Consider the following 15,151-nt stretch of genomic DNA (forward strand, 5'->3'; position numbering starts at 1 on the left):
CTCAAACAGTCTGGAGAAGGGACACGGAACCGAGCCTGCGAAAAGGTGGCATTCATGGATTTTGCCCGTGTATTGATGGTTGCGCCCGTGAAGAACGTTGAGACTGCGGCGGCCTGGTACGAACGGTTGCTGGGACGCCCGGCGGACACCCGGCCGATGCCGTCGCTGGCAGACTGGCATCTCACGACAGGGGGCTGGCTCTCGGTCTTCGAGGACGCCGAGCGTGCCGGTGCGACGCTCCTCAATCTGGAAGTTCCCGATCTGGACGAGGCGCTTGCACAGCTCAAGGAACGCGGATTGACTGCGGGGCCGGTGCAGGCCGGTGGTACGCGCACCCGGTTCGCCGCCCTGGAAGACCCGGACGGCAACCGGGTCACACTGCTGGAGAACCCCGCAGCCTGACCCTCAGTGGGCGTCCTTCGACCAGGAGCACACCGAGTTGACGCGCCGCGCAGGCACCCGAACGCCGGCGGCCGGCCGCGGGCGTTCGGGTGCCTGCGCGGCAGCTGACCGCGGGCCGCGGCCGGCCCGCGGGAAACTCCTCGCGCGCCGCCTCCGCCCCGTGCGACGCTCGCGCCATGACGACCGCACCCGCCCCCTCCCCCACCTGGGAAGCCCGCAGCACAGAGCTGTGGGCCGCCATCGACGAGCACGAACCGGCAGCCTTCCGCGCCCTCGTACGGGAACTGGTCGACGAACTGCCCCAGGGTCACCCGCTGATCGCCTTCGAGCTGGCGTGCGCCAACGACAGCACCGGCCGCCCCGACCGGGCCGCGCCCCTGTACCGCGCCGCGCTCGCCGGCGGACTCGACCCGTACCGCGAGCGCCGGGCCCACATCCAACTCTCCTCCACGTTGCGCAACCTCGGCGAGTTGGCGGAGAGCATCGCGCTGCTGCGGGCCGAACGGGCGAAGGACCCGGCCGGGCTCGACGACGCCACGCGCGGGCTCGGGGACGCGGTCGACGCCGTACTCGCCTTGGCGCTGACGGACGCCGGGCGGGAGCGGGAAGCCGTGGCGCTGGCGGTGGGCGCGCTCGCCCGGCACCTGCCGCGGTACGACCGGTCGATGGCCGCGTACGCCGCCGCGCTCGTCGCCCCCGCGCCCGGGCCACACTGACCTCCATGAACACCACGGACGAGAACGAGTACGGCGACGAGGGCGAGGAGTTCCGGGCGCTGCTGCACTCCCAGCGCGTGTGGGACGTCGAGCTGCCCTCCTTCGACCCGACGCGGGCGCCCGACGCACCGCTGCCGCTGTTCCACCGGTGGTTCGCGGAGGCGGTGGCCGCGGGGCAGCCGGAGCCGCACACCATGACCCTGGCCACCGTGGACGCCGAGGGCCGCCCGGACGTGCGCACCCTGATGCTGCACGACGCCGACGCGCGCGGCTGGCACTTCGCCACCCACGCCACCAGCGCGAAGGGCCGCCAACTCGCCGTCCGCCCGGACGCGGCGCTGGGCTTCTACTGGGCCGCGCAGGGCCGCCAGGTGCGGGTGCGGGGCACGGTCACCGCGGCCGGCGCCGTCGAGAGCCGGGCCGATCTGCGCGCCCGGTCCACGGGCGCACTGGCCGCCGCGCTCACCGGCCACCAGAGCGACGTGCTCTCCTCCGCCGAAGAGTTGGCGGTGGCGTCCCGGGCCGCCTGGGTACGGGCGGAGGCGGAGCCGGACGCACCCGTACCCACCTGGAGGCGTTACGCGCTGGCGCCGCGCGAGGTCGAGTTCTTCCAGGGCGACGGGGCGCGCCGGCACGTACGGCTGCGCTATCGGCGCGACCCCGACGGCGGCTGGGTGCGCGAGTTGTTGTGGCCGTGAGCCGGCGACGCGGGGCGGGACGACTCAGGAGCGCGGTGACGCGGGCCGGAAGACGGGCACGGCCAGCGCGCCGCCGTCGCCCTCCGTCAGGGAGGGCTCCGTCAGGGAGGGCTCCGTCCGGAAGGTGACCGTCAGCTCCATCCCGATCCGTAGCCGCCCCTCCGCACACTCCACCACCTCGGTCATCATCCGCGGCCCCTCCACCAGGTCCACCACCGCGGCCACGTACGGCACGCGCTCCCCGAAGGGCGGCAGGTCGTTGCGGTGGACGACGGACCAGGTGTAGAGCGTGGCGCGCCCACTGGCCCGCTCCCACTCCACGTCCTCGCCCCAGCAGTACGGGCAGAACTCACGCGGGTAGTGGTGCGGCTGCCCGCAGCCGCGGCAGCGGCGGATCAACAGCACGCCTCCGGCGGCTGCGTCCCAGTAGGCGCGGCTGAAGTCGTCGATGTCGGGCGTCGCTGCGGTCACGGCGGGGATCCCTTCCAGGCAGTCAATCTGACGCTCCATCAGTTCAATGTGACTTCCCCCAACCGCGCAAGGGGCGGGGCAGAACGATCGGGTTCGAAAGCGCTGCGCCCACTTGTGATCAGTTCGCAATCCATTCCCGTCTTGACCGAGACCCAACAAGTGACGACGCCGTTACGCTCAGGCCCCATGGGGATCGACCGCACCGACGGCAAGGACGACGACGGCTCCGGCAGAGCCGACCGGCAGGACGTGACGGGGAGGAAGGGCCGGGGCGGCCGGCGCGCCCCGGACGACCGACCCGTGTACGTCATCGGCGCCGGCCCGGCCGGGCTCTCGGTCGCGGCGGCGCTGCGGGAACGCGGCGTACACGCCGTCGTCCTGGAGAAGTCCGGCGCGGTCGGCACCTCCTGGCGCGGCCACTACGACCGCCTCCGCCTGCACACCACCCGCCGCATGTCGGCCCTGCCCGGCCTGCCCATGCCCCGGTCGTTCGGTCGCTGGGTCCACCGGGATGACGTGGTGCGGTACTTGGAGAAGTACGCCGAGGTCCACGAGTTGGAGGTGGTCACCGGCGTCGAGGTCACCCGCGTCGAGCCCGCCCCCGCCGACGAGCACCGCCCCGGCCGCCCCGGTTGGCTGCTGCACGCCACCGGCGGACGCCGGCTCACCGGCCGCGCGGTCGTCGTCGCCACCGGCTACAACCACACGCCCCGGCTGCCGGACTGGCCCGGCCTCGACGCGTACGCCGGCGAGGTCATCCACGCCAGCGCGTACCGCGAGCCCGGCCCGTACGCGGGCAAGGACGTCCTCGTCGTCGGTGTCGGCAACACGGGCGCCGAGATCGCCGTGGACCTCGCCGAGGGCAAGGAGCCCGGCAAGCGCGGCGCGGCCGGGGAGGGCGCCGCGGCCCGGGTGCGCATCGCGGTCCGCACGCCCCCGCACATCGTGCGCCGCAGCACCTTGGGCTGGCCCGCGCAGCGCACCGCGGTACTGGTCCGCCGACTCCCGGTGCGCGTGGTCGACGGACTGGCCGCCGCCCTCGTGCGGGTCGCCGTGCCCGACCTCGCCGCCCACGGGCTCCCCCGCGCGGGCACCGGCCTGTACACCCGGGCCCGCCAGGGCGCGATCCCGGTGCAGGACGTCGGCTTCGTCCGCGCCGTGCGACGGGGCGCGGTGGAACCCGTCGCGGCGGTCGACTCCTTCGACGGCGACGAGGTCGTCCTGGCCGACGGCACCCGGATCCGCCCCGACGCGGTGATCGCGGCGACCGGGTACGCCCGCGGGCTGGACGGCGTCCTCGGCCACCTCGACGTCCTGGACGAGAGGGGTCGTCCGCTGACCCGCGGCCGACGCTCCCCGAAGCGGGCCCCCGGCCTGTACTTCACCGGCTTCACCAACCCCATCAGCGGAATGCTGCGCGAAATGGCGCTCGACGCCCCCAGGATCGCGAAGTCGCTGGCGCGCGGCTGAGCTTGCGGCCCGGCGGTCCGGTGGGGCTGCCGGGAGGACCCGGGAGGTACCCCCACGCGCGCCTTCCCCGTTCCGGTGGATGGTGGCCCTCGGCCGAAAACCGGCGCGTCGGCGCGCCTACCGCTGGGTAGGTCACGCTTGCGCGCCCCCTCGTCCTGTACGGCCGGTCAGCCACCGACCAGCCTTTGCCCGCACACCCGTTCCTGACGTGGCGTCAGTTCTTGTAACCTGACTACGCGTCAGCTTCGAGCGCGATCACGACCGGAACCCACGACCACGACCGGATCCCCCGACCGCCGCCACCCGTCCACCGACCACCACATCCACCGGCCACCACATCCACCGGCCACCACATCCACCGACCACCACACCCGACGATCAGGACACCCCACAGAAGACCGAACCCGGAACGAGACCGAGAACGAGCAGGAGCGGGGCTCACCGATGCTTGGATCTACTCACGGCACCCTCACCTCCGACCTCCGTGCGCGCGTGGTCGCCTGCGGCGAACAGCACCGCGACGCCGTCCACGACGCCGCGTCGCACACCGCGTCGGACGGTGACACGGACGTCAGCGGACGCCCCCTGTACGCGCCCGTCCCCGATCTCGACCGCTTCTTCCGCCCCGCGTCCGTCGCCGTCGTCGGCGCCTCCGACGCCGAGGGCCGCCCCAACACCGGCATCACGCGTCAGCTCATCGCCTGGGCCGAACGCGTCGGCGCCCGGCTGCACCCCGTGCACCCCCGGCGCACGCACGTCTTCGGCCTGCCCTGCGTCCCGAGCGTCAAGGCGCTGCCCGAGCCGGTGGACCTCGCGGTGCTGCTGGTCGGCGACCCGCTGCCGCTCATCGACGAACTGGCGGAGGCGAAGGTCAAGTTCGCCGTCGCCTTCGCCTCCGGTTACGCGGAGACCGGCGAGGAGGGCGCGGCGGCCCAGTCACAGCTCGCCGCGGCCGTGGAGCGCGCCGGCGTGCGCCTGCTCGGCCCGAACACCAATCTGAACGCCTTCGAGGAGTTCCGCGACGACCTCGAAGGGCCGGCCATCGCCCTGATCACCCAGTCCGGACACCAGGGCCGACCGGTGTTCACCCTCCAGCAGCTCGGCGTGCGCCTGTCGCACTGGGCCCCCACGGGCAACGAAGCCGACCTGGAGACCGCCGACTTCATCTCGTACTTCGCCGAGCGCCCCGAGGTGGGCGCGATCGCCTGCTACGTCGAGGGCCTCAAGGACGGCCGTTCCTTCCTGCTCGCCGCCGACCGGGCGGCACGCCGCGGCGTTCCGGTCGTCGCCGTCAAGGTGGGGCGCACCGAGGCCGGCGCGCGGATGGCCGCCTCCCACACCGGCAAGCTCACCGGCGCCGACCAGGTCGTGGACGCGGCGATGCGGCAGTACGGAGTGATCCGCGTCGACGGGCTCGACGAACTCCAGGACACCTCCGCCCTGCTGGCCCGGGCCCGCAAGCCGCTCGCGGACGGCGTCGTCGTGTACTCGATCTCCGGCGGCACCGGCGCCCACTTCTCCGACCTGGCGACCGCGGCGGGCCTGCGGCTCCCCCGGCTGAGCGAGGGGAAACAGGCCGAGCTGCACCAGTGGATACCGGAGTACCTGAGCGTGGCGAACCCGGTCGACAACGGCGGCCACCCCGTGGGTGACTGGCGCGGCCGGAAGATCATCGACGCGATCCTGACCGACCCCGGGGTGGGGGTGCTGATCTGTCCGATCACCGGCCCCTTCCCGCCGATGAGCGACAAGCTCGCCGAAGACCTGGTCGCGGCGGCGGAGGCCACCGACAAGCTGGTGTGCGTGGTGTGGGGCTCGCCGGTGGGGACGGAGGAGGCGTACCGCACCACCCTGCTCGGGTCGTCGCGGGTCGCCACCTTCCGTACCTTCGCGAACTGCATCAGCGCCGTGCGCGCCTACCTCGACCACCACCGCTTCGCCTCCTCCTACCTCTCCCCCTTCGACGAGGCGCCGCGCACCCCGTCCCCCTCGTTCCGCAAGGCGCAGGCCCTGTTGCGCCCCGGTGCGCAGCTCAGCGAGCACGCGGCGAAGCAGCTGCTGCGGGCGTACGGGATACGGGTCCCGCGCGAGCAGCTCGTCACGAGCGCCGCCGCGTCCGTGCGCGCCGCCGCGCTGGTCGGCTACCCGGTCGTCATGAAGGCGTCCGGCACCCGGCTCGCCCACAAGACCGAGCTGGGGCTGGTGAAGGTCGGACTGACCTCCGCGAGCCAGGTGCGCGACGCGTACCGCGAACTGACCGACATCGCCCGGTACGAGGAGGTCGACCTGGACGGGATCCTCGTGTGCCAGATGGTGGAGCAGGGCGTGGAGATGGTCGTCGGCGTCACGCAGGACGTGCTGTTCGGGCCCACGGTCACGGTCGGGCTCGGCGGGGTCCTGGTGGAGGTGTTGCAGGACGCGGCCGTGCGCGTACCGCCCTTCGGGGAGGGACAGGCGCGCGCCATGCTGGACGAGCTGCGCGGCCGGGCGCTGCTGGACGGGGTGCGCGGCGGGCCGCCGTTGGACGTGGACGCGCTGGTGGAGGTGGTGCTCCGGGTGCAGCGGATGGCGCTGGAGCTGGGTGACGAGCTGGTGGAGCTGGACGTCAATCCGCTGATGGTGCTGCCGCGCGGTCAGGGCGCGGTGGCGCTGGACGCGCTGGCGGTGTGCCGGTGACCGCGGCCGGCGGCGCGGCGGAGGTGCTGCACCGGGTCGAGGACGGCGTCAGTTGGATCACGCTGAACCGGCCCGCGGCGATGAACGCGATCACCTGGGAGCAGCGGGAGCGGATCACGGCGCTGCTCGCCGACGCGTCCGCGGATCCGCAGGTGCGGGCGGTGGTGATCACCGCGGTCGGCAAGGGGTTCTGTGCGGGCGCGGACCTGCGCGGCGCGTCGGGCGGCGCTGCCGGGGAGCGGGTCGTGGGGGACGTGGCGCGGATGATCCGCAGCGGTGCGCAGCGCTTCGTGGCGGCCGTGCTGGACTGCGAGAAGCCGGTGATCGCGGCGGTGAACGGCACGGCGGCGGGGCTCGGTGCGCACCTCGCCCTCGCCTGCGACCTGGTGCTCGCCTCCGAAGACGCCCGCTTCATCGAGGTGTTCGTACGCCGCGGGCTGGTCCCGGACGGCGGCGGGGCGTATCTGCTGCCCCGGCTGGTGGGCCCGCAGCGGGCGAAGGAGCTGATGTTCTTCGGCGACGCGCTGTCGGCGACGGAGGCCGAACGCATCGGACTCGTCAACCGCGTCGTGCCGGCCGGGGAGTTGGAGGGCGTGGCGCGGGAGTGGGCGGAGCGGCTGGCCCGGGGCCCGACGCGGGCGATCGCACTGACGAAGCAGCTGGTGAACGCGTCCCTGGAGTCGGACCGCGCGACGGCGTTCGCGGCGGAGGCGACGGCGCAGGAGCTGAACATGGGGACGCGCGACGCGCAGGAGGGCGTGGCGAGCTTCGTGGCGCGCCGGACGCCGGAGTACGAGGGTCGCTGAGGTGGCGGCCTTCCCTTCTGACGTACCGTCAGTTTCAATGGACGGGTGATGGGACACGCAGCCATGGCCGCCACCGCCGTCCGCTACCTCAGGTCCGTCAGCGCCGCCTCCGTAGGCACCGGCTCCATGAGCACCGGTTCCGTGAGCGCCGCGGCCACGGACGCCGGGACGCCGTCGGCGCCCTATGAAGCCCACCCCCGCCCCGAACTGCGGGCCGTACGCCAGGACGAGCGGCCCCCGCTGGACCCCGGCGAGTTCCGCCGCGTGCTGGGCCACTTCGCCACCGGAGTCACCGTCGTCACCGCGCACGACGACGACGGCCCGGCCGGCTTCGCCTGCCAGTCCTTCTCCTCCCTCTCGCTCGACCCGCCGCTGATCGCCTTCATGGTCGGCCGCACGTCCACGACCTGGCCGCGGATCGCCCGCGCCGGCTCCTTCTGCGTCAACGTGCTCGACGAAGAGCAGGGCGAGCTGTGCCGCGGCTTCGCCGTGAGCGGCGCGGACAAGTTCGCCGGGGTCACCCACCGCCCCGCCCCGGTGAGCGGCGCGCCCCTGCTGACGGGCGTCACGGCCTGGGTGGACTGCGCCGTCCACGCCGTGCACACCGGGGGCGACCACCTGATCGTGGTGGGCCGGGTCACCGCGCTGGGCGCGGACGGGGACGGGGATCCGCTGGTCTTCCACCGGGGTCGGTTCCGGCGCCTGGAAAAAGATGGTGCCGCACCGTCGTGAGCTGCGTATCGTCCGTTTCATGGAACCGCTCAGCGACCCACAGATCCGCGCGTCCTTCGTGAACTGCACGAAGGGCGAAGCGAAGCGGCTCCGCCTCCCCCTGGACTTCGCCGAGCTGCCCTGGACCGACCTCGACTTCCTCGGCTGGATCGACCCCGGCGCGCCCCTGCGGGCGTACCTGGTCGTCCCGCAGCCGACGGGCGACCCGCTCGGCCTGAGCCTGCGGGTCCCGAGCACGAAGAACACCAGCGCGTTCAAGTCCAGCATCTGCGACTTCTGCATCACGTCCCACGCGTCCTCGGGCGTCAGCCTCCTCGCCGCGCCCCTGGCGGGCCCGCGCGGCCGGGAGGGCAGCACGGTGGGTGCGTACATGTGCGCGGACCTGGCGTGCTCGCTGTACGTCCGGGGAAAGCGAACGCCGATGCTCCGCACCATACGCAGCGAGGAAAGCCTGACCCTTGAGCAGAAGGTCGAGCGCCTCCACCGCAACCTGTCGACGTTCGTCGCCAAGGTGACCGCCGCCTGACGCTCGCGCTGGTCCTCCACGCACCCCGGCTCCTCCCTGCGCCGTAGCGTTCGTGCGCCCGACGATTGCGCCGTTGCGCTGCGGGCGGGACGGCCCCTGCGGGTGCATTGTGGTTGGTCGCGCAGTTCCGCCCCCCACCGGGCCGCGGGGACCAACACTCCCGCAGGGAACGGCGCGACGTCGGCCACACGCGCAGCACACCGCACCCGCGTCCGCCACGCCGCCCGCAGGGCGAAGGCGGGGATACGTCGCGCTACGCGCGACGGATGACCAAAGACATCAGCGCCGCCGCAGCGCACACCGCGCCAGACGCGTACCAGACCACGTCGTACGACCCGAACGCGTCCCTCGCCACCCCACCCGCGAACGCCACCACCGCCGCGCCCACCTGGTGCGACGCCAGCACCCAGCCGAAGACGATCGCGCTGTCCTCGCCGTAGTGCTCGCGGCACAGCGCGATCGTCGGCGGCACGGTGGCGACCCAGTCCAGGCCGTAGAAGACGATGAAGAAGATCATCGGCGGCTGCACGGTCGGCGCCAGCAGCATCGGCAGGAACAGCAGGCTGACGCCCCGCAGCGCGTAGTACACCGCCAGCAGCCGCCGCGCGTCGAAGCGGTCCGTGAGCCAGCCGGAGGCGATCGTGCCGATGACGTCGAAGACGCCTATCACCGCCAGCAGCGACGCCGCCGCGGTGATCGCCATGCCGTGGTCGTGCGCGGCGGGCACGAAGTGGGTCTTGATCAGGCCGTTCGTGGACGCGCCGCAGATCGCGAAGGTGCCGGCCAGCAGCCAGAAGGGCCCGGTGCGGGCCGCCTTGAACAGGGCGGAGAGCGCCCGCCGCGCAGCCCCCCGTACCGGCGCCGGCTTCGCCACCGCCTCGGCCGCGCCGTACGGCGCGAGCCCGACGTCCGCCGGGTGGTCGCGCAGCAGCAGCCAGACGAAGGGGACGACGGCCAGCGCGGAGAGCGCGACCGTGATCGCCGCGGGGCGCCAGCCGTGCTGCTCCACCAGCCAGGACAGCAGCGGCAGGAAGACGAGCTGCCCGGACGCGCCCGCCGCCGTGAGGATGCCGGTCACCAGGCCGCGGCGGGCGACGAACCAGCGGTTGGTGACGGTCGCGGCGAAGGCGAGCGCCATCGAGCCGGAGCCGAGGCCGACGAGGACGCCCCAGTACAGCACCAGTTGCCACGCGGCCGTCATCACGACGGTGAGCCCGGAGCCGACCGCGATGACCGTGAGCGCGACGGCCACCACCCGGCGGATGCCGAAGCGGTCCATCAGCGCCGCGGCGAAGGGCGCGGTGAGCCCGTACAGCGCAAGGTTCACCGAGACCGCGAAGCCGATCGTGCCGCGCGACCAGGAGAACTCCTCGTGCAGCGGGTCGATCAACAGGCCCGGGAGGGACGCGAAGGCCGCCGCACCGATGATCGTCACGAAGGTGACGGCGGCCACGAACCAGGCGCGGTGGACGCGCGGCGTACGGCGGGCGCCGCCCTGCCCGGGCGCCCCCGCCCCGCCGACGCCCGGGGTTTCGATCTGCGATGTGGTCACGGCGTACAGCTTCCGCGCCCCGATCTCCCGCATCGAGTGGCCCGAAGGACAGCATTCGCTAGGATCGGGCCATGGCCGGTCTCCATCGCGTCGTGGTCCTCGTCCTCCCCGAGGTCATCCCGTTCGAGCTGAGCATCCCCCACCGGATCTTCGGCCGGGCCACCACGCCCACCGGCGACCCGTTGTACGAGGTCGTCAGCTGCACTCCGGTCCCGGGCCCGGTCGGCACCACCGCCGACTTCGACGTGCACGTGACGCGGGGCGTGGAGGAGCTGGCCACCGCGGACACCGTGATCGTGCCGGCCGCCTACCACCCCGCGGAGCTGTACACCGAGGGCCGCCTCCCGGCGGAGCTCGCGGACGTCTTCGCGGCGATCCGCCCGGGCGCCCGGATCGCCTCCATCTGCACCGGCAGCTTCTTCCTCGCCGCCGCCGGCCGCCTCGACGGCCGCCCGGCCACCACGCACTGGGGGTGGACGGACCGCTTCCAGCAGCTGTTCCCCGCCGTGCGGGTCGACCCGAACGTGCTGTACGTGGACGACGGCGACGTCCTCACCTCGGCCGGCGTGGCCGCGGGCATCGACCTGTGCGTCCACATCGTGCGCCGCGACCACGGCGCCGCCGTCGCCAACGAGACCGCCCGCAAGAGCGTCGTACCGCCGCACCGCGACGGCGGCCAGGCGCAGTACATCAGCCGCCCGGTGCCCGAGGCCCAGCTCGCCACCACGTCCGCGGCCCGGACGTGGGCGCTGGACCGCCTCCACGAGCCCATCCAGCTGCGGGACCTCGCGGAGCAGGAGGCGATGAGCGTACGGACGTTCACCCGCCGCTTCCGCGAGGAGGTCGGCGTCAGCCCGGGCCAGTGGCTCACCCAGCAGCGCGTCGAACGCGCCCGGCAGTTGCTGGAGTCCACGGACCTCTCCGTCGACCGGGTCGCCCGCGGCGCGGGCTTCGGCACGGCGCAGTCCATGCGCAGCCACCTCCAAGCCGCGCTCGGGGTGTCCCCGACGGCGTACCGCAGGACGTTCCGCGCCGACGGCGTCCACAGCCCCTGCGCCTGACGGCCGCCGAGCCCGCCGCGCATCCGTACGCGTACTCATCCCGCTGAGTAGGCACCCCGTGTCCGGCCGGTACGGCGTCGAACGACCATGGCGGTCGGGCACGGGTACGGGAGGGCGGGTGCGATGCGACGGCGTACGAAGTGGGCGGCGCTGACGGGCGCCCTGCTGCTGACCGGCTCCCTCGCCTCCCTCGCCTCCTGCGCCTTCGACAACGGAGAGCCCAGCGACGACGAGATGCGCCGCTACGGCTCTTCCTCGCAGGCCAGGTCGAACCGCGCCGACGCGGAACGGGCCCTACGCGACCGCGTGGCCGCCTTCACGAAGGGGACGGACCTGGATCTGACGCTCCTCCGCCTCCAGTGGAGCTGCGGCGGCGGCCAGCGTCCGGAGCTGTTCGACGCGCAGCAGGACCCGTACGCCTTCAACTGCTCCATGCAGGCGTACGCGTACTACGGCACCGACACCCCCGTCCCCACCGTGCTGCGCAAGATCGACGCCGCCGCGCTCGGCGAGTGGGGCACCGCGCCGGGCGGGGACGGCACGGTCGAGCGCGCCCTGGACTACTACCGGTTGAAGGGCGTGCAGGGCGGGGTCGAGCTGGGATCCCCGCGGCTGGCCGACCCCACCGTCGAGGTGTCGTGGGACGACTCCCTGCGCGGGACCACGATCCAGGAACCGGTCATGTACTGCCCCGACCCTCCGCCACCCGAAGACAGCGGACGCTGTGTCAACGAGCCGGCCGGCACGACCGTGGCCCAGCTGCGCGAGCGCCACGACACGGTGTTCCAGGTGCACTTCCGCCCCGAGAGCTACTTCCAGGTGTCCTGGGAGACCCACGAGAAGAACTGATCCGGGACGCAGGCCCGCGGACCGTACCCGTACCCGTACCCGTCAGAACGTCAGCACGCCCCGCGCCACCCGCCCGTGGTGCGCGTCGTCCGCCGCCCTCGTGAACTCCGCGACCGGGTACGTCTCCGTCACCAACTCGTCCAGCAGCAGCGCCCCGCGCCCGTACAGCTCCGCGTACAGCGCGATGTCGCGCTGCGGGCGGGACGACCCGTACCGACAGCCCAGTATCGACTTGTCGAGGAACATCGACGCCGGCAGGAAGCTCGCCTCCGCCTTCGGCGGGGTCATGCCCAGCAGCACGGCCTGCCCGCCGCGGTCGAGGAGGTCGACGGCCTGCCGCACCAGTCCGGTGTGGCCCACGCACTCGAAGACGTGGTCGGCGCCCGTCGACAGCACCTCCTTGACCTGCGTCGTCGAGTCGAGGAAGTGCGTGGCGCCGAAGGTGCGGGCCGGCGCCTCCTTCGCCGCGTTCGTGTCCACAGCCACGATCGTGGTGGCGCCCGCGATGCGCGCGCCCTGGATGACGTTGAGGCCGATGCCGCCCACGCCGATCACCACCACGCTCTCGCCGTGGCCGACCTTCGCCCGGTTCAGCACCGCGCCGACGCCGGTCAGCACCCCGCAGCCCAGCACCGCGGCCGACGTCAACGGGATCCCGCGCGGAATGCGGACCGCCTGCACCGCCTTGACGACGGTGCGTTCGGCGAACGACGAGTTCGCCGCGAACTGGTACAGCGGCTCGCCGCCCAGCGAGAACGGCCGGCCCGGACGGCCGATCGCGGCGCGGCACATCGTCGGCCGGCCGCGGTCGCAGTCCGCGCACGCCCCGCAGTTGGCGAGCGTCGACAGCGCCACGTGGTCCCCGGGCGCCACGTGCCGCACCCCCGACCCGACCTCCTCCACGACGCCCGCGCCCTCGTGCCCCAGCACCACCGGCACCGGGAACGGAATCGTCCCGTCCAGCACCGACAGATCGCTGTGGCACAGCCCGGCGGCGGCGACGGCCACCAGCACCTCGCCCGGGCCCGGCGCCCGTACCTCCAGGTCGTCGACGACCCGCGGCCGGCTCCCGTCGAACACGACACCCCTCATGCCCGTGGCTCCCTCGGTAGGCCCAGTACCCGCTCGGCGATGATGTTGCGCTGGATCTCGTCCGAGCCGCCGTAGATCGTGTCGGCCCGGGTGAAGAGGAACAGCCGCTGCGCGGCGTCGAGTCCGTACGGGTCGGCGGGGCGCCAGTCGTCCGGGCCGACGGTCGCCGCGGCGCCCCGCACGGCCACCGCCAGCTCCCCCAGCCGCCGGTGCCAGCCGCCCCACAGCAACTTGGCCACGCTGGGCGCTCCCCCTGCGTCGCCGTCCTCGTCCAGCGTCCGGATCGCGTTCCACCGCAGGGTGCGCAGCTCCGCCCACTGCCGGACGAGCCGGGCGCGGAGCACCGGGTCGCCCGCCGCCCCCGTGGCGACGGCCGTACGGACCACCTCCCGCAGCTCCGCCTGGAAGCCGATCTGTTGGGCGAGGGTGGAGACGCCGCGCTCGACGGCGAGCAGGCCCAGCGCGACCCGCCAGCCGTTGCCCGCCCCGCCGACGACGTGCTCCGCACTGGCCACGGCCCCGTCGAAGAACACCTCGTTGAACTCGCTCGTCCCCGTGAGCTGCCGGATCGGCCGCACCTCGATCCGGCCGCCGGGCTGGTCCATCGGGACCAGCAGGAACGACAGCCCGCGGTGGCGCGCCGAGCCCGCTTCCGTACGGGCGAGCACGAAGCACCAGTCGGCGTCCTGCGCGAGGGAGGTCCAGATCTTCTGCCCGGTGATGCGGTACGCGTCGCCGTCGCGGACGGCCGAGGTGCGCACCCCGGCGAGGTCGGATCCGGCGTCGGGCTCGCTGTAGCCCTGGCACCACAGCTCATCGCCGCGGGCGACGGGCGGCAGGAAGCGCTCCTTCTGGGCCGGGGAGCCGAAGCGGATGAGGGTGGGGGCGAGCAGGTTCTCGCCGATGTGGCCGACGCGGGCGGGCGCGCCGGCACGCGCGTACTCCTCCGCCCACCCGACCTGCTGGGCGAGGGTCGCGGTGCGGTTGCCCCAACCGGACTCGGACCAGCCGAGGCCGATCCAGCCGTCCCGGCCCAGCTCGCGCTCCCAGGCGCGGCGTTCGGCCACCCCCAGGTGTTCGCTGCCGGGGCCGCCGCCGATGCGCCGGTGGGCTTCGGTGACGTGCGCGTCGAGCCAGGCGCGGGCCCGGCGCAGGAAGTCGGCGTCGCCCTCCACGGCCCGCCCCTCCTCAGGCATTGGGACGGTCGCCGGACCGTGCGGCGCGCGCCATCTCCTCCAGGGCGGCGAGCATGGGCATGGGGTCGACGCCGACCGTGCCGGGCAGGAAGTCCGCGATCTTCTCCGGCGTCCAAGAGCCCTCGGCGTACCCGGCGCGCAGCTCCCGCGGCTGCGCCCACACCGCGATCTTGGGGCCGGCGATCGTGTACACCTGCCCGGTGATCTCGCGGGCGCGGTCGGAGAGCAGATAGACGACGAGCGCGGCGACGTCCTCGGGCTCGCCGATCTCCTTCAGCTCCACGGGGACGTTCGCGGACATCCGGGTGCGGGCCACGGGCGCGACCGCGTTCGCCGTCACGCCGTACTTGTGCAGGCCGAGCGCGGCGCTGCGGACCAGCGAGATGACGCCGCCCTTGGCCGCGGAGTAGTTGGCCTGGGCGACGGATCCCTGGTGGTTGCCGCTGGTGAAGCCGATGAGGGTGCCGGAGCCCTGCTTGCGCAGCACGGCGGAGGCGGCGCGGAAGACGGTGAAGGTGCCCTTGAGGTGGGTGGCGACGACCGGGTCCCACTCCTCCTCGGACATGTTGAAGAGCATGCGTTCGCGCAGGATGCCGGCGACGCAGACGACGCCGTCGAGCCGGCCGTACTCGGCGAGCGCGACGTCCACCAGGCGCTGGCCGCCGGCCATGGTCGCGATGTCGTCGGCGACGGCGGTCGCGCTGCCGCCGGCCTGCACGATCTCCCGTACGACGGCCTCGGCGACCTCGGACGTCGGCTCCGCGCCCTCGATCGAGACGCCGTGGTCGTTGACGACGACGTGCGCGCCCTCGGCCGCGGCGGCGACGGCGACGGCCCGCCCGATGCCGCGCCCCGCCCCGGTGACGGCGATGACCTTGCCTGCCAAGAAGTTACCCACACCGGC

15 protein-coding genes are annotated in these 15,151 nt (G+C 73.5%); 10 read left to right on the top strand and 5 right to left on the bottom strand.

The genetic code is table 11. The features are described from left to right. The first annotated feature begins 54 nt into the window (after positions 1 to 54). The 3 genes from AB0E05_RS34010 (at position 55) to AB0E05_RS34020 (ending at position 1,816) form a co-directional block, all read left to right on the top strand. A complete protein-coding gene (locus AB0E05_RS34010) occupies positions 55 to 402 on the top strand; it encodes a VOC family protein (RefSeq protein ID WP_361971055.1) in 348 nt (115 codons plus the stop codon). Positions 403 to 578: 176 nt separating this feature from the next. Then, positions 579 to 1,118, top strand: a complete 540-nt coding sequence (locus AB0E05_RS34015) for a tetratricopeptide repeat protein (protein ID WP_361971004.1) — start codon at positions 579 to 581, stop codon at positions 1,116 to 1,118. A gap of 5 nt (positions 1,119 to 1,123) precedes the next feature. Next, a complete protein-coding gene (locus AB0E05_RS34020; RefSeq protein ID WP_361971006.1) occupies positions 1,124 to 1,816 on the top strand; it encodes a pyridoxal 5'-phosphate synthase in 693 nt (230 codons plus the stop codon). Between the two features lie 24 nt (positions 1,817 to 1,840). On the opposite strand, the gene AB0E05_RS34025 is transcribed toward AB0E05_RS34020, so the two are convergent. Further along, complete coding sequence (locus AB0E05_RS34025) at positions 1,841 to 2,326, bottom strand: OB-fold domain-containing protein (protein WP_361971008.1); 486 nt, start codon at positions 2,324 to 2,326, stop codon at positions 1,841 to 1,843. A gap of 147 nt (positions 2,327 to 2,473) precedes the next feature. Between AB0E05_RS34025 and AB0E05_RS34030 the strand changes: the two genes are divergently transcribed. The 5 genes from AB0E05_RS34030 to AB0E05_RS34050 all read left to right on the top strand — a co-directional run bounded on the left by AB0E05_RS34030 (position 2,474) and on the right by AB0E05_RS34050 (position 8,497). Next, positions 2,474 to 3,757 carry an NAD(P)/FAD-dependent oxidoreductase gene (locus tag AB0E05_RS34030; RefSeq protein WP_361971010.1) on the top strand — a complete coding sequence of 428 codons (1,284 nt, stop codon included), beginning with the start codon at positions 2,474 to 2,476 and terminating at the stop codon, positions 3,755 to 3,757. 444 nt (positions 3,758 to 4,201) lie between these two features. After that, positions 4,202 to 6,433, top strand: a complete 2,232-nt coding sequence (locus AB0E05_RS34035) for an acetate--CoA ligase family protein (RefSeq protein ID WP_361971012.1) — start codon at positions 4,202 to 4,204, stop codon at positions 6,431 to 6,433. Further along, positions 6,430 to 7,239: an enoyl-CoA hydratase-related protein gene (locus AB0E05_RS34040; RefSeq protein ID WP_361971014.1), complete on the top strand. Its 810-nt coding sequence runs from the start codon at positions 6,430 to 6,432 to the stop codon at positions 7,237 to 7,239. Before AB0E05_RS34035 ends, AB0E05_RS34040 begins: the two co-directional genes overlap by 4 nt. A 63-nt stretch (positions 7,240 to 7,302) precedes the next feature. Further along, the gene (locus AB0E05_RS34045; protein WP_361971057.1) at positions 7,303 to 7,971 is read left to right on the top strand and encodes a flavin reductase family protein; all 669 of its coding nucleotides are present in this window, start codon (positions 7,303 to 7,305) and stop codon (positions 7,969 to 7,971) included. Between the two features lie 19 nt (positions 7,972 to 7,990). Further along, complete coding sequence (locus tag AB0E05_RS34050; RefSeq protein ID WP_361971016.1) at positions 7,991 to 8,497, top strand: FBP domain-containing protein; 507 nt, start codon at positions 7,991 to 7,993, stop codon at positions 8,495 to 8,497. Positions 8,498 to 8,750: 253 nt separating this feature from the next. Here the strand turns inward: AB0E05_RS34050 and AB0E05_RS34055 are convergent, their stop codons facing one another. Next, positions 8,751 to 10,049, bottom strand: a complete 1,299-nt coding sequence (locus AB0E05_RS34055) for an MFS transporter (RefSeq protein WP_361971018.1) — start codon at positions 10,047 to 10,049, stop codon at positions 8,751 to 8,753. Between the two features lie 71 nt (positions 10,050 to 10,120). On the opposite strand from AB0E05_RS34055, the gene AB0E05_RS34060 reads away from it, so the two are divergent. Together AB0E05_RS34060 and AB0E05_RS34065 are read left to right on the top strand one after the other, a co-directional pair. Beyond that, entirely contained in the window at positions 10,121 to 11,110 is a 990-nt protein-coding gene (locus AB0E05_RS34060; RefSeq protein WP_361971020.1) for a helix-turn-helix domain-containing protein, read from the top strand. Between the two features lie 123 nt (positions 11,111 to 11,233). Further along, complete coding sequence (locus tag AB0E05_RS34065; RefSeq protein WP_361971022.1) at positions 11,234 to 11,959, top strand: hypothetical protein; 726 nt, start codon at positions 11,234 to 11,236, stop codon at positions 11,957 to 11,959. A gap of 42 nt (positions 11,960 to 12,001) precedes the next feature. On the opposite strand, the gene AB0E05_RS34070 is transcribed toward AB0E05_RS34065, so the two are convergent. Genes AB0E05_RS34070 through AB0E05_RS34080 form a run of 3 tightly spaced genes read right to left on the bottom strand, consistent with a single transcriptional unit; the run spans position 12,002 to position 15,145 of the window. Further along, complete coding sequence (locus AB0E05_RS34070; protein WP_361971024.1) at positions 12,002 to 13,051, bottom strand: alcohol dehydrogenase catalytic domain-containing protein; 1,050 nt, start codon at positions 13,049 to 13,051, stop codon at positions 12,002 to 12,004. Next, positions 13,048 to 14,226: an acyl-CoA dehydrogenase family protein gene (locus tag AB0E05_RS34075; RefSeq protein WP_361971026.1), complete on the bottom strand. Its 1,179-nt coding sequence runs from the start codon at positions 14,224 to 14,226 to the stop codon at positions 13,048 to 13,050. Before AB0E05_RS34075 ends, AB0E05_RS34070 begins: the two co-directional genes overlap by 4 nt. Positions 14,227 to 14,239: 13 nt before the next feature. Next, entirely contained in the window at positions 14,240 to 15,145 is a 906-nt protein-coding gene (locus tag AB0E05_RS34080) for an SDR family oxidoreductase (protein ID WP_361971028.1), read from the bottom strand. Positions 15,146 to 15,151 lie beyond the last annotated feature (6 nt).

The organism is Streptomyces sp. NPDC048057, from assembly GCF_040653095.1.
Classification (GTDB): Bacteria; Actinomycetota; Actinomycetes; order Streptomycetales; family Streptomycetaceae; genus Streptomyces.

Coding starts and splice junctions, on each gene's coding strand:
- AB0E05_RS34025 (WP_361971008.1), bottom strand. CDS start 2,326: ATGGAGCGTCAGATTGACTGCCTGGAAGGGATCCCCGCCGTGACCGCA.
- AB0E05_RS34045 (WP_361971057.1), top strand. CDS start 7,303: ATGGCCGCCACCGCCGTCCGCTACCTCAGGTCCGTCAGCGCCGCCTCC.
- AB0E05_RS34010 (WP_361971055.1), top strand. CDS start 55: ATGGATTTTGCCCGTGTATTGATGGTTGCGCCCGTGAAGAACGTTGAG.
- AB0E05_RS34020 (WP_361971006.1), top strand. CDS start 1,124: ATGAACACCACGGACGAGAACGAGTACGGCGACGAGGGCGAGGAGTTC.
- AB0E05_RS34050 (WP_361971016.1), top strand. CDS start 7,991: ATGGAACCGCTCAGCGACCCACAGATCCGCGCGTCCTTCGTGAACTGC.
- AB0E05_RS34070 (WP_361971024.1), bottom strand. CDS start 13,051: ATGAGGGGTGTCGTGTTCGACGGGAGCCGGCCGCGGGTCGTCGACGAC.
- AB0E05_RS34035 (WP_361971012.1), top strand. CDS start 4,202: ATGCTTGGATCTACTCACGGCACCCTCACCTCCGACCTCCGTGCGCGC.
- AB0E05_RS34030 (WP_361971010.1), top strand. CDS start 2,474: ATGGGGATCGACCGCACCGACGGCAAGGACGACGACGGCTCCGGCAGA.
- AB0E05_RS34060 (WP_361971020.1), top strand. CDS start 10,121: ATGGCCGGTCTCCATCGCGTCGTGGTCCTCGTCCTCCCCGAGGTCATC.
- AB0E05_RS34015 (WP_361971004.1), top strand. CDS start 579: ATGACGACCGCACCCGCCCCCTCCCCCACCTGGGAAGCCCGCAGCACA.
- AB0E05_RS34065 (WP_361971022.1), top strand. CDS start 11,234: ATGCGACGGCGTACGAAGTGGGCGGCGCTGACGGGCGCCCTGCTGCTG.